This window comes from Candidatus Dependentiae bacterium (genome assembly GCA_013821315.1).
Lineage (GTDB): Bacteria > Babelota > Babeliae > Babelales > Babelaceae > JACDHA01.
This window is the reverse complement of sequence record JACDHA010000017.1, coordinates 1-13587: the sequence shown is the minus strand read 5'-3', so window position 1 is coordinate 13587 and position 13587 is coordinate 1. Positions and strand designations below refer to the sequence as shown.

The 13587-nt window shown below is 35.1% G+C and carries 13 protein-coding genes; 8 read left to right on the top strand and 5 right to left on the bottom strand.

What is annotated here, in order from left to right; all coding sequences use genetic code 11:
- Window positions 1-41: 41 nt before the first annotated feature.
- The gene (locus H0X48_04680) at window positions 42-1148 is read left to right on the top strand and encodes a hypothetical protein (protein MBA3954585.1); all 1107 of its coding nucleotides are present in this window, start codon (window positions 42-44) and stop codon (window positions 1146-1148) included.
- Between the two features lie 99 nt (window positions 1149-1247).
- Here the strand turns inward: H0X48_04680 and H0X48_04675 are convergent, their stop codons facing one another.
- Together H0X48_04675 and H0X48_04670 are read right to left on the bottom strand one after the other, a co-directional pair.
- Window positions 1248-1832, bottom strand: coding sequence for a nitroreductase family protein (locus H0X48_04675; protein MBA3954584.1), 585 nt, complete (start codon window positions 1830-1832; stop codon window positions 1248-1250).
- Between the two features lie 46 nt (window positions 1833-1878).
- On the bottom strand, window positions 1879-2328 hold the full coding sequence (locus H0X48_04670; protein MBA3954583.1) for a prepilin-type N-terminal cleavage/methylation domain-containing protein: 450 nt from the start codon (window positions 2326-2328) through the stop codon (window positions 1879-1881).
- A gap of 278 nt (window positions 2329-2606) precedes the next feature.
- Here H0X48_04670 and H0X48_04665 point away from each other — a divergent pair, with 278 nt between their 5' ends.
- From H0X48_04665 to H0X48_04635, 7 genes are all read left to right on the top strand, one after another.
- Complete coding sequence (locus H0X48_04665; protein MBA3954582.1) at window positions 2607-4028, top strand: hypothetical protein; 1422 nt, start codon at window positions 2607-2609, stop codon at window positions 4026-4028.
- 13 nt (window positions 4029-4041) lie between these two features.
- Window positions 4042-4293, top strand: coding sequence for a hypothetical protein (locus H0X48_04660; protein ID MBA3954581.1), 252 nt, complete (start codon window positions 4042-4044; stop codon window positions 4291-4293).
- Between the two features lie 41 nt (window positions 4294-4334).
- A complete protein-coding gene (locus H0X48_04655) occupies window positions 4335-5099 on the top strand; it encodes a F0F1 ATP synthase subunit A (protein ID MBA3954580.1) in 765 nt (254 codons plus the stop codon).
- 2 nt (window positions 5100-5101) lie between these two features.
- Window positions 5102-6058, top strand: a complete 957-nt coding sequence (locus H0X48_04650; protein MBA3954579.1) for a hypothetical protein — start codon at window positions 5102-5104, stop codon at window positions 6056-6058.
- Window positions 6059-6160: 102 nt separating this feature from the next.
- A complete protein-coding gene (locus H0X48_04645) occupies window positions 6161-7612 on the top strand; it encodes a sodium/proline symporter (GenBank protein ID MBA3954578.1) in 1452 nt (483 codons plus the stop codon).
- 126 nt (window positions 7613-7738) lie between these two features.
- A complete protein-coding gene (locus H0X48_04640; protein MBA3954577.1) occupies window positions 7739-7921 on the top strand; it encodes a type II toxin-antitoxin system HicA family toxin in 183 nt (60 codons plus the stop codon).
- A 2-nt stretch (window positions 7922-7923) separates the two neighbouring features.
- The gene (locus H0X48_04635) at window positions 7924-8340 is read left to right on the top strand and encodes a helix-turn-helix transcriptional regulator (protein MBA3954576.1); all 417 of its coding nucleotides are present in this window, start codon (window positions 7924-7926) and stop codon (window positions 8338-8340) included.
- 168 nt (window positions 8341-8508) lie between these two features.
- Here H0X48_04635 and H0X48_04630 read toward each other — a convergent pair whose 3' ends face one another.
- The 3 genes from H0X48_04630 to H0X48_04620 all read right to left on the bottom strand — a co-directional run.
- Window positions 8509-9648: a hypothetical protein gene (locus H0X48_04630; protein ID MBA3954575.1), complete on the bottom strand. Its 1140-nt coding sequence runs from the start codon at window positions 9646-9648 to the stop codon at window positions 8509-8511.
- Between the two features lie 200 nt (window positions 9649-9848).
- Window positions 9849-10826: an ankyrin repeat domain-containing protein gene (locus H0X48_04625; GenBank protein MBA3954574.1), complete on the bottom strand. Its 978-nt coding sequence runs from the start codon at window positions 10824-10826 to the stop codon at window positions 9849-9851.
- A gap of 300 nt (window positions 10827-11126) precedes the next feature.
- Window positions 11127-13587, bottom strand: a 2461-nt coding sequence (locus tag H0X48_04620; GenBank protein ID MBA3954573.1) for a hypothetical protein, incomplete at its 5' end; no start/stop codon positions are given.

The following is a 13587-nucleotide window of genomic DNA, read 5'->3' as shown; positions in this document are numbered from 1 at the left end:
GATATATATAAGAATATTAACAATAATTTATTGGAAACTTCATGAATAATACTTTTAGTTTTAAGCCTCTACTACTGGCTCTTTTATTTTCTACTTTAGGTGCTCAAGCAAGTTTGTTTGATTACTATGGCATTCCTAATGCAAAAGATATGCCTCGTGATATAGAGCAAGTTATTATAAAAAAAATTCTTCTGCAACATCCTTTTCCTTTTACTCCAAAACAACAATTTAGTTTAAAAGAACCAACTGCTAGCATTCGTACACATTACTCTAGCATCAGTGGAGTAAAATTTGATAATAATGTTACTCTTGTTCTTCAAAATATAGATGCTCTAACTACTGCTCCTTGCCAAATATGGAAAAAAGAGGGTAATAGTTGGACTTTAAGCGATCAAACTGATTTTAGAGGACCTTTAACTACTATTGCAATTGAACCAGCACAAACCTTTTATACAAAACCAAAACATACTACAATACACCTAACAAATTATGGCAAAAGCAGTGTTTATGAAACAATCAATAATAAGAATAAAATAGTTTTTTTCCACTTGCAAAAACTCTATCTTAATAGCATTAATTCTACTTGGCAGCTCTATTACGGCCAAACTATAGACACCATGATGGTAGCAGATACTGATATTACTATGCCCTTTATAGCAGTAATCAATGTAAGTAATCCAAAAAATCTTGAGATCTGGAAAAGAATAGGCGGCAATCGGTGGAAATTAGTAGCGTTGGTTGATCACGATCAAGATGTTTATTCAGCTTCCTTTGATAGCGAGTATAAACAACTAGCCACTACAAGCCAAGATAACCAAGTACGTATATGGAATATAGATTGCTTACATACTACAATAACAGACTACGTAGAAAACAAAACGATAACACTGGAACAATTGCTGTTTCTTAAATTTCTTAACGATGTTTCTATTGCAAAACCAAAACTCTGTCGAGGTATATCTAATCAAATACCTGCTGACAATCTAGATTTTGCGGCTCAGCTGCTTGGTGGTAATTCACTAGCTAGCAATAAAGAATATCTTAACAATATACTTGACAGCTTCGGTAACGAAGTGAAGCAAGAACTCATAAAACGTTATAATGTAACCAATTTCACGGTTGGCATGAGTAGTTGCTCAATTCAGTAAACTTAGTACAAAATTTATAGTAGAGGGAGCAACAAAGCTTTCTCTACTATAAAAATAATGTGCATTTCAACAAACCAAAACAAGATTTTCTGCTGTAAATTACTTTAAACTATCTTGAAAAACCCCCTCACAAGCAATTTCATCAACTGTTTTTCGGGTTGATGGCACTTCTTTTTCTTGCAGTTTTTCTGAAAGAACTTCTAGAGCACCGGGTTTTCCCACTACTATCATAGCTTCAACGGTATAGTCACTAGGAATAGCAAGCACTTGGCGTGCTTTATCATAATCAAAACCTTCCATTGCATGCACCACTAAATTCATGTCAGCACCTTGGAGTGCCAAATTTTCACAAGCCGATCCAGCATCAAATGAATGAGTACGCGATGGCTTATTATTAAATTCAAAAGCATTATGCGATACAAGTACTATAAGCACTGCGCCACTTTTAGCCCATTCCTGGTTTGCAGGAACAAGCAAATTGAAAAAAAGGTCCCAGTTTGCTGTATGCTTTTTGGCATATAAAAAGCGCCATGGCTGATTATTATAAGAAGAGGGCGCCCAACGAGCAGCTTCAAAAAGCGACATAATTTCTTTAGTGGTTAACAACTCACCCGACATAGCACGCGGTGACCAACGTTTAATAAATAAGGGATTTATAGGATAATCAGGTATTCTTGGATTCATAAATATTCTCGCGTCTAATTATAAAAAACTAAATAAAAAATATACGTTATTTTAAATCATCTTGCACAATAGTAATAGTATTATTATGATCTATGGATATAACATCTGCTACACCGTCGCCATCGATATCTCCTGCAGCACTTGCTACAAATCCATCAGGTGTAATATTTGAACTTTTAAGTTCTGATGCTGGCGTTTTGAGTTTACCCACAAAGTTATTCTTACCTTCACTGCCACTAAAACCATACGTGTAATTAAATGAGCCTTCAGGCTTCCACCCTACTTCATCTGCTAGATTAGAGCTATAGACGCCGTGCTCAGCAAAATAAGCTTTTTGTGCCATAGCAAGTGATCCTAGATTAATATAGGCTTCAGCACGTTTGGCCTTAGCCAAAGATTTCATCAACCCAGGAACGGCCAATACCGAAAGAACCGCAATAATAGCCACCACTATCATAAGTTCAATAAGAGTAAAACCGGTTACTTTTCTTGTCATACTATTTCTTTCTATTACAGATATGTAGCTACTAGAGTACTTTAGGTTTACACCAGTGTACTCATATTTTTTTTAATTGCGTCAAGAGTTGTCCACGAATTACCCATTGGCTACAAATTTTTTTAATCTTTTGTCAATTTTAAATCATGTAGCGGTTATATGAATTTATATTTTGACATAATTAAAATAATAGGTTATGCTTTATAACCTAAGCATATTATGTAAAATATTTATACAAACAGAATAAAATAACCTTTATTTTGGCGAATGGAAATAAAATGATGGATATTAGAAGACAGCCCTCGGCTAAAGATACCCCAACGGGTAAACAACGTAATTATAACGAGATCGTTGAGTATCTTGATAAGCATTGGTCAGTTAATACTGGTACTAAAACTTTAGACCGTATGAAACAATTAGACCAAGCGTTTGGATCACCTTCCCAAAAGTTACAAACAATTATTGTTGGTGGAACTAACGGTAAAAGTTTAACTATTCACTTAACAGCAAAATTGCTCAGAGAAGAAGGCCTTAAAGTAGGTACTTATTATTCTCCTCATATTTTGACTTATAATGAACGTCTTGCTATTAACCATGAAACTATTTCAAATAAAACTTTTTCAGAAGTTGGCAATGAAGTAATTAATATGGCTGAACAACTTAATATCAAAGCTCATAGTCAAGAAATCCTTTCTATGATGGCTTTAGTTTATTTTGCAGAACAAGGCGTTGATGTAGCAGTACTTGAAGCAAGCGAAGGCGGTACCTTTAGTCCCGTTAATATTTGCACCGCTAAAGTAGCAACCATAACTCGTGTTACTCCTTCTAATGTTCTAGTAAGCGATGTTGAACTTTCTGAAGTTATCAAAGACATGATGGGTATCGTTAAAAAAGATACGTGGATTGTTTCTGGAGATCAAAGTAAAACTCATCTACAAAGCATGAGCGAAATTACTGAAACTCAAGGTGGTAATTGGGCAATGCCTATACGTAAATTGGCAGCGTTACCTTACCCTTTTGAACAACTTCATGGTCGTTGTGCAGCATTAGCAGAACGTCTTGCTCAAATGTTTGTAGAAAAAATAAGCAATAAAAATGCTACCATAATGGAAGATAGCTTACTAAGCAAACAAAAAGGGCAACGTGGCCGTCCTACTATACAAGCAAAACGTCAAGCTGAATTGCATCCTAAAAAGACATTGGACCAATTTTGGAAAGAGCAAGCCAATGAACTTCCTGGAAGATTTCAATTGCTTGATAAAGAAAAACCTTCAGTATTACTTGATGGTGCACGCAATATAGATGCATTTAAAAATCTATTGCTTGGTATTCGTCTGTTGCATTACCAACGTCCTTTAAAAGGTCTTACTATTATAGTTGGTGCAGCAAAAGATACTATGCATAACGAAGAGTTTTTAAAGTTAGTACGTTACTTCTTTAAGAAAACCTCTGGCCAGTTGCTTATCTGCCCTCTAGAAGAAGCATTACCTGGCAATAAAGAAGAAACATCATGGGACATTGAAAAAGTTACCAACGATGTTAAAAGTATGAAAGTTAAAGCTCGTGCTTGCAAATCATTTGAAGAAGCGTTTGATTTAGCTAAAAAATCGGTTGATGAACGCCATGGCCTTGTGGTTATAGCAGGATCTCAATCTATTATTAATAGCTACTGGCGCTATAAAGGCATTAAAAAGTTTTAATAAGCTTTAGACTATGCCTTACTTAGTACTTCTTCTTCTAGCAAGTATTACAGGATATATATATGGGCTTTCTCTTGTGTTACAACAAGGGAAAGCCCCTTCTTATATTCAGCCATTGTATGGCCCGATTCGTATGGCCATTATGCTTGCACTTGCTGTTTATGCTTATAATCTGTTGCACTTCGGCTTAATACCTTTTATACTGCTTGTTATAAGCTTTGTTATAACTCTATGGCTTACTTTACTAAAATACGCGCTTACTTAAAAAAACATACTATAGTTGTATAACGTACTGAAAGAACATACATGGAAGGCGTCAATCTTCTAGAACAAGAACATGCATGGTATCCCTTATCATTTTTGGGTATTACCACACCTCTTTCTGCTCTTGATTCACATACCATCATACATACCTGGATAGCTCTAGGAGCTTTAACACTACTGAGTTGTATCGCCTACTTTTTTTTACAAAGGCCTGCTAGCACAGGTGGCTTTATAGTCAAACAAGCAGCTGCAACATTAATAGATCTTGTTGAACAATCAGTAGGCACTTTTGTTGAGCGATACTATTTATTTGTCGGCTCTCTTTTTATTTTTATAGTTTCTTGTAACTGGATTGCATTACTACCAACAATCGAAGAGCCCACTAAAAATATTAATACTACTTTTGCTTTAGGTATTGTAGCATTTTTATTTACCCAAAAAGAAATAATTAAAATGCATGGTCTTAAAGCTTTCCTTTCTGAGTATTTTTTACCCTTTGATGTTATGCTCCCAGTAAACTTGTTAGCAGGCATTGCTCTGTTACCTCTTAAAATTTTGGGTGAACTTTCAACTATAATATCACTTTCTCTACGTCTTTTTGGTAATATTTTTGGTGGCGCTATTATTACCACACTTTATTCCTATGCATTAGGCAATAGCATTATTCTTAACACAATAACAACTGGTCTTGGTATTAATTTACTGCTTACGGGATTTTTTATATTTTTTGAAGGATTCTTACAAGCATTTGTATTTACCATATTAACTCTAACTAACATTGCTATGGCAGCTCAAAAAGAGGAATAATCATGTTTTCTGCTTTAATGCTTATACACTTTTTAGTTATAGCCGCCATTACAGCTCTTACGGGGCTTGGAGTAAGTATTGGGCAAGGCATGCTCAGTATAAGCGCTTTTCAAGCTATTAACAGGCAACCTGCAGTTAAAAGCGACATTAATAGAACAACACTTATAGCGCTCGCTCTTACAGAAACAGCTGCTCTGCTAGGCCTTGTATTTGCTATCTTGCTTTTTTTTAAAACGCCAACCAATCAGTATGCTGCTTTAGCTGAATTAGGCATCGGCTTTGCGCTTGCGTTACCGGGCTTTGTTATTGGTATAGTATCAGCACTTCCTGCCCGTAGCGGCCTGTTATCTATTGCTCGGCAGCCTTTTATAGGCAGAAAAATAACCAATCTTATTTTATTGTTGCAATCGCTTATTCAGACACCACTTATATTTGGTTTTGTTTTAGCTTTTGTTATACGGGCCCAGCTTGATTCTATAACTACGCTTGGTCAAGGTCTTACTTTTCTTGCAAGTGGCCTTTGTGTTGGTTTAGGAAGTATTGGGCCTCTTATTGGGAGCGGCATTTTTACTCAAAATGCTTGCTTGAATGTGGGACTTAACAAACAAGGCTACTCAAAAATTCTTTCTTTTACAGTTATTAGCCAAGCTATTATTGAAACGCCGATATTATTTAGTGGCGTTATAGCCTTTTGGTTGGTAACTGTAGCTAGACAGCCTCTTTCTACACAAGCAGGTATTATTTATCTAGCAGCAGCTTTAGCAATGGCTTTAGGAACGCTTGGTGCGGGAATAAGCTCTGGGCGTACAGCACGAGCTGCAGGAGAACAAATAATTCTTAATTTAAACAACTATGCATCACTTTCTCGCACCAGCTTATTTGCACAAGCGTTTATAGATACCTGTGTTATCTATGCGTTTATTGTAGCTTTAATGCTTATTTTAACACCGCTTGCATAGTAGAACGTTGTTTAATAAAAATATTGCTTTTACCAGTACTGCTAGGCTACATTTTTGTTAACTATTTAAAATATATAACTACTATTACCTAAGGCATCTCAAATGAACGGTTATTTTTTAGTCGCATTTATCTCTTACTTTGCTTTTTTTCTGGGCTTAAGTATTTATTTTTATCGCAAAAACAGCAACGCAAATTCCTTTATAATGGGCGATCGCTCGGTTAATTATTGGGTAACAGCTATTGCCGCACAAGCAAGCGACATGAGTGATTGGCTCTTTATGGGTTATCCTGGTCTTATTTATGGCCTTGGTATTTTTAATGTATGGGTAGCTATTGGCCTTGTCCTCTTTATGTTTTTAAACTGGCATTTTATAGCACCGCGACTGCGTAGAGCTACTGAAAAATACCAAAGCTTAACGCTTGCTTCATTTTTCGAGCGTCGCTTTGCTGACATAACCGGCAAATTACGATTACTTACCGTATTTTTCTCTTTATGGTTTTTATGTTTTTACATAGCAGCTGAGCTTATTGGTCTTGGACGTTTATTTGAATCTACTTTCGGGCTCCACTATAACGTAGGCATTGGTTTAAGCATTGCACTTGTCGTAGCCAATATTCTTATAGGCGGCTTTATTGCTGCTGCATGGAGCGATATGTTTCGTGGTTTTTTCTTGCTTGGCATGATTGTTGTAGTGCCCTTTGTAGCAAGTTCCCATTTAGGTGGCGTTACCTATAGCAAAGTAGTTGAAGCTGCAGCATACTCCTATCCCAATATTTCATTAAGCTTAATACCAGATTACTCATGGGCTACGCTTGGCACCATTTTGTCTATAGTTATGGGTTGGGGCCTTGGTTATTTTGGCTCACCTCATATTTTAATTAATTTTATGGGTATAAAAGATCCAGAAAAGATTGCTAAAGCAAAATATATTGGTATCACTTGGCAAATTTTAGTGCTTGCTGCTGCAACCTGGGTTGGCCTAGTAGGTATAGTCTTTTTCCCTACGGCACTTGCTAATCGAGAATTAGTGTTTGTAGAAATGGTTAAAAGCTTGTTCCATCCACTATTTGCTGGTTTTATACTGTGCGCTATTTTAGCAGCTACTATGTCTGTTATGACAGCACAAATACTTGCCGCTGCTTCCATAGTATCAGAAGATTTATTTAAACGTTTATTTACCAAGCCATTAAGTCCTCAGGGCTCATTATGGCTTATTCGTAGCTGTGTTATGGCTATACCAGTGCTTTCTTATGCTATAAGCTACAATAACACAAGCGCAGTTAACGATTTAGTAAGCTATGCGTGGTCTGGACTAGGTTTAGCTTTTGCTCCAGTGGTAATATCAGCTCTTTATGGCTCTCATGTAACTAAAGAAGGTGCTTTTGCAGGCATGCTCACGGGAGGCCTTATAGGTATAATTTGGCCACACTTAGGATTCTCTTTTATGCCACTACTTCCAGGCTTTATCATAAGCTTAACTATTATAACGTTAGTATCTTTAGCAACAGCAGAAAAGCCCGTACGCATGGAAAACTATATTTTAAGAAAATAAAAAAGAGATACACTATGACAAATGAATAACAATATACTATTCCATCGAAAGTCTTGAGTCTTGACTTTTTACATAAATACATGTAAATTAAACAATAAAGGCTAGTGCATCTACTGGGTTATACTGATGAAAAAAAGAGATTTAGAACGAGAGCTGTCTAAATTAGGATGGCGGCTCAAGAGAAACGGATCTAAGCACGATATTTGGACTAATGGTGATCATGAAGAAGCCGTTCCACGTCATCCAGAGATCAACGAACTTTTAGCCAAAAAAATCTTAAAAACAGCTCAAAGATCAGTAAAGGGATAACTATGAGAGTAGCAGGAAAAGTTTGCAAGAGCAGAAAAGATCAGTTTTGGTTATGCACTATACCTATCCTTGACCTTATGGTACAAGCAGAAACAAAAGAAGAGATACCAGAAATGGTTAAAGATGCTATTGAGCTTTTGGTAGACGACGTCAATTTTAACGCACATGTGACACTATCTGGTAATATAGTATTTATTTCATCAGAAGAGTCTAAAAAGCTAGTTGCTTTAATGCTCAAAAGACAACGGCAAAAACATGGCTTAACTCTCGAACAAGTTGCAGCTTTATTAAACACAAAGTCAATTAATGATTATGCTCAATATGAGCAAGGCAAACATGTTCCTAGCTTAGATAATTTAACGAGATTTCTTGAAGCAATAAATCCTTCGATTCAACCATTTATCTCTTGTCCATCATAAAATTTAACGAATCGAATAAGCTTAAAGCTTAATCAATATAACGTTAGTATCTTTAGCAACAGCAGAAAAACCTGTCCGTATGGAAAACTATATTTTAAGAAAATAAGTATAAAAAAGAGAGTGCTTGTGCACTCTCTTTTTATAGTAATTTAGATCAAGCTGTTAAACTTAAGAAATAGTGCACCAGCTTTTACTTGCAGGTAAATCTTTAGCAATACCTAAAAATAATTTTACTATATCTTGATCAATTATAGCTAAATCTATTGGGGCAACTCCTGCTTTATTCTTTTTAAGCAGAAAATTATTTAACTTACCTACTTTATGTAGAAGTGCACTTAGATAACAAATAACTTGTATACTCTTAGATTGTACAGCCCTATGGACTATATTGTTACCTGCTCTATCAAGCACAAAAAGAGTAAACCCATTCAAAATATAATCCCGCAATGCTTCAACATCGTCTTGCTCTACGATTTGAAATAGTTGTTGCTGTAAAAAATTCGTAACAGTCTGGTTTTGATAAGCACCTTGTTTTAAAAGAGCAGCAATAGTATTACTATCATTATCTTGGATAGCTTGTAGAAGTGATCCTTGACGCTGCTGAGCTTTCATAAGTAGGGGATCATCCAATAAATTTACAGGAATAGCAGCGGCACCAGCAAAAAGTAACTGCTCAATCTCCTGCTCACAATTTGTCCTTGTTTCATGTAATAAAAGCGGATCTTTTTTAGCATTCTCCTCATGCATTGCCTTTAATACTGAGTAAAAAATATCGCCTTGAACATCGTTATCATAACTTGTCTTTAGCGCATATGACAAAAGAGTACCACCCTCAGCATCCTGTTTATTTAGACTAGTTGTATGAGAAAGTAGTAAGTTTACTATTTCTCTATTACTCTTTATGTGAGCTCTTGTAGAAGTAACATGAGAACCCTTTACCAGACAAGTATAAAAGAAAAGCAAGGGTGTTTGTCTCATTGTACTTTCAATATTAGCATTAGCACCAGCATCAAGTAGTAACCGAATTATTTCAATATTACGTAAAAATACAGCATAATGTAAACGTGTAAATCCCCCGTGATCTTGGGCATCAATAGCATTCTGATTATTAGAGATAAAGTCTCTTACACAAAATCCTATACCCGCCATAGTGCCATTCATAGTGCCATTACAAGCAGCCTCTATATCAGTTACATATTTTAAGAATATTTGATCGATGTCATGTAATAGTGGTTTAGTAGTGTTCATGCCGTAAGCTAAAGGCACCACAAGAAAGCTTAAGGCTAAAAGAGAAGAAAATAGTTTCATATAAAATCCTTTTAATTGGTATGTAATTAATTTGCTATGTTTAGTTTAGATAGAATTCTTTTTAAGAGATAATACATTTAGCTCTTATATAGGGGAACTATTGTAATGTAAGAACACTTAGGTTATAGTGCCTAAATCCCACAACAACTGTAGTATGTCTGGGTTATTTACAGCATAACCTAAATAAACAACAAACAGACTTAAGAAATAGTACATCTGCTTTTAGCAGGTATAGCTAAATCAATCTCGGGCAAATCCGCTTGGAGACCTAAAAGTAATTGTAGCATTTTTGGGCTGTTTACAGCTATACCAATTGGTGTTAAACCAACTTTATTTACCTTATTTAAAAAACTGTTTATTGCTCTGTATTTTATGTGTAAAAATGCAACAAGATACTGTACACATTTTACACTTCCTAGTTGTAAAGCTGTATGCAACAGTGTATTACCTATTTTATCACAAACAGATAGGCTAAAACCACCTCTAATTAAAAACCTTAAATCTTCAATTGAATCTTGCTCTATAGCTTTAATAAGTTTTTGATACATGTATTCTTTAACTTCATTGTTTATATAGATGTCTTTTTTTAAAAGATTACTTAAAGTTACAGTGTCATCGCTTCGAACAGCCTTAATAACCATATTTTGTATTTTTTGAGCTTCAATTATACACTTATCGCCAGCTAAATGCTCAGGTATAATTGCTCCATATGCAAGTAAGCAGCCAACAAGCGCAAGGTTTTTATTCCCCACTGCAAGGTCAAGAGGAGACTGCCGCTTTTCATAAAGCACATTACAATCAGTACCTAATTTAAGCAAAAGTTCTACTAAAGGTAAATTTCTCCAGAGCACTGCCACTTTTAAGAAATAGGTGTTATATGCACGAACTTCAGTCAAGGAACTATCACTTGCTTTAATTATATTTTTGATTAAATTACAAATTTCTTGTTTATAAGCCCAACCCTCAGTTGAAAATAGATCATCCAAGGCCTGTTTATAATCCTTACCCAATAGCCTGTGCTGAGGATTATGACTAAATATATTTTTTACTGCTGCTAAGCGACTTTGTCTGTTATTATACTCAATATAGCGATCCTCACCTTCATCATCCCAGTGTGCGCTATACAGTGGAGACAAAACAGATACACTTAACATGAGGGTATATAAGCACAATTTCATAAGATCCTTTTTTGTTTTATTGTTAATGGTAGTTACTACATTAAAAAATAGCACCCGAAGTTTTAGTTGACATAGTTAAATTAAATTCTAGTAAATCTACTTAGAGGCCTAAAAGTAATTGCAGCATTTTTGGGGTGTTTTTGGCCTTAAAAAAACGCTTATTATTTTGTATTTTATAGGAACAATGCACCACGATGGTACACAGATTTAACTTGTCCTAACAGTAAAGCTGTCTGTAATAGCACATTACACATTTTGTCACACATAAACTCAATAAAATCATCTGCTAGTTAACGACATTCAAGATAAAGCTTTTTCTACATCAATAATAAGCTTTCTTTTCATAGACTCTTTAGCTCTACACTCTGTAGCTGAAATAGGTCTAGCTTTGGTCGTTTTTTTACTAAGATTTGTAATATAGTACAGAGCAACATATTTATTAGTACTAATAATTTTAGTAAGCACTTTTTGCGCTTGAATTACATATTCATTCGAGGCTAAATGTGGAGGTATAACTGCATCATAAACAAGCAGATAGCAAACAAGCTTAAGATCACCAGCCTTCACTGCACACTCAAGAGGAAGCCCCCAAATATGATGTTGTATATTACAATTAGCACCTGCTTCAAGCATCGGCTTTACTAAGTATATCTTTTTAGAGTTTATTGCAGAGCTTAAGAGTTGTGCATTAAGACTATGAACTGCGGGCAATGTACCATCAACTGCTTGAAGTAACTTTGTGATAAAATCAGCAGCGCCATCTTTATATTCATCTGTTTCATCTTTCTGTTCAACTAAGTACTTAATTGCCCGCATATAATCATTAAAGCTTAGCTTCTGTTTAGAGCTTCGACCCAGCACAGCTTTTATTTTTGTTAAATGGTTTTTGCTTTCAACATTGTCATCTCTCACTGCAGCCGAATGCAGTGACTCTTGCCCTTTAGCTTTTTCAGTGTCATTAACAAGCTTTGGATAAGCACTATCTTTTCTTTCATCATCTCTGTAATTACCTGTAGGGTTACTTAAAGCTCTGTCGTTTAGCTTCTCATTATACTTATCAAGTATACTTTGCCTATATTGAGATTCAGTTATAACATTAATGCCACAAGCTCTATGTAGACAGTCTACAATCTCGGGATCTTTACTTTCTTTCGCTGCAAAGAGAAGATGTTCTCTAGGACAATCAGTGCCTACTTCAAGCACAGCCTTTATTATACCTAATCTTTGCGCATCTATCGCAGACCTTAAGAACTGTGTATTAATCGAGCAAACTTTTGATAATGTAGTATCACCTGCTTTAATTATATCTACAATTAAAGAATCAAAATCGCTGTCATAATCCGCATACTTACGCTTAAGTAAAGCTTTATCTGTATCATTAAAAAACTGCTCATGAAAGTCATTGTCTAGGATTTTGCGGTTAAGTAAAGCTTTATCTGTGTCATTATAAGCTTGCTCATACTCTTTAGCATCTAATCTACACTGTGGGTTTTGGTTAAGTCTAGTTCTAAGCGCTTCTAAACGGCTCTCTGGATTAGGTTTACCATTTATTACCTTTAAATAAACTGTATTTTGTTTTATACCTTCATCAATCTTTTGACAATTGTTCTCTTTAATTTGGTTATTTTTACAGATATTTCTTTGTCTTTGAGCTTTATCTATAAGAGCATGGTGAACTAGATGATAAGGAATAGCTACACAATGATTAAAGAGATACCCAATAGCCTCAAGATTATTATTATCGACAGCCCAGCTATAACAAGTACTAGGAGCAACAGTATCTAACTCAAGCAAAAACTTTAATATGTCTGTTTTGTGATTTCTTATTATAAACCATAGAAATTTTGTATTATAGACACGAACTTCAGGTAATGTGGCATCACCTGCTTTAACTATTTCTGCAATCAAAGTATCAAAATCTCTATCACGAGCCAAACGTCTATCATTAATTACAGCTATCTCTATATCCCGAAGAGCTTGCTTATAAGCTTTATCATCTAATTTATACCCAGGGTTATTGTTAAGTGCACTTCTTAACGCTCTTAAACGGCCTTCTTCATCAGGTTGATTTAAATACACTATATCTTGCTTTATATCTTCACTGCTATTTTGGCACTCATGGTCTTTAACTTGAGTTAAGGACACGTCATTTTTTATCTGGCTACTCTTAGCAACCACAGTTAGCCTTTTTTGAGCTTCAATTACAAGCTTATTACGAGCTAAATATTGAGGAATAACTTCGTTGTTATAATTAAGTAGGCAACTAACCATCTCAAAGTTTTTATAGCTTACTGCATGATTAAGATGTAGTAGAGTACAAGCAATACCGGCCTCAAGCAAGTGCTTTACTACAGGTACTTTATTTTGATCTATCATTGAGATTAATAAGCTGTGATTAAAAGCACGAATCTCAGGCAATGTGCTATCAACTGCTTTAATTAACGTGGTAATGAGCTCAAAAAATTCCTCACCATCACTATGTACATGCTCAAATAAAGTGTCATCTATATCATTCATAGCATCTTTATATTGTTCAACACTTAGTTTATAATTAGGCCTTCGCTTAAATCTAGTCTGTAGGTCTACTAAATAATCGATTCTATTAATACGATCCTTATATACGGAGGTAAAAGTCTTATCTTTTTCTTTAGCAGTACAACTATTTAAAGATTTATTGTTTTTTTTCTCCATAAACCTATCAGCCAGGCGTTGTATTACTTGAGCTTCAGTAATACATTTATGATGGACTAAATGCTTAGGA

Bases quoted from the DNA above. Each gene is read 5' to 3' on its own strand.
- H0X48_04680 (MBA3954585.1), top strand. From the start codon at position 42: ATGAATAATACTTTTAGTTTTAAGCCTCTACTACTGGCTCTTTTATTT.
- H0X48_04675 (MBA3954584.1), bottom strand. From the start codon at position 1,832: ATGAATCCAAGAATACCTGATTATCCTATAAATCCCTTATTTATTAAA.
- H0X48_04670 (MBA3954583.1), bottom strand. From the start codon at position 2,328: ATGACAAGAAAAGTAACCGGTTTTACTCTTATTGAACTTATGATAGTG.
- H0X48_04665 (MBA3954582.1), top strand. From the start codon at position 2,607: ATGATGGATATTAGAAGACAGCCCTCGGCTAAAGATACCCCAACGGGT.
- H0X48_04660 (MBA3954581.1), top strand. From the start codon at position 4,042: ATGCCTTACTTAGTACTTCTTCTTCTAGCAAGTATTACAGGATATATA.
- H0X48_04655 (MBA3954580.1), top strand. From the start codon at position 4,335: ATGGAAGGCGTCAATCTTCTAGAACAAGAACATGCATGGTATCCCTTA.
- H0X48_04650 (MBA3954579.1), top strand. From the start codon at position 5,102: ATGTTTTCTGCTTTAATGCTTATACACTTTTTAGTTATAGCCGCCATT.
- H0X48_04645 (MBA3954578.1), top strand. From the start codon at position 6,161: ATGAACGGTTATTTTTTAGTCGCATTTATCTCTTACTTTGCTTTTTTT.
- H0X48_04640 (MBA3954577.1), top strand. From the start codon at position 7,739: ATGAAAAAAAGAGATTTAGAACGAGAGCTGTCTAAATTAGGATGGCGG.
- H0X48_04635 (MBA3954576.1), top strand. From the start codon at position 7,924: ATGAGAGTAGCAGGAAAAGTTTGCAAGAGCAGAAAAGATCAGTTTTGG.
- H0X48_04630 (MBA3954575.1), bottom strand. From the start codon at position 9,648: ATGAAACTATTTTCTTCTCTTTTAGCCTTAAGCTTTCTTGTGGTGCCT.
- H0X48_04625 (MBA3954574.1), bottom strand. From the start codon at position 10,826: ATGAAATTGTGCTTATATACCCTCATGTTAAGTGTATCTGTTTTGTCT.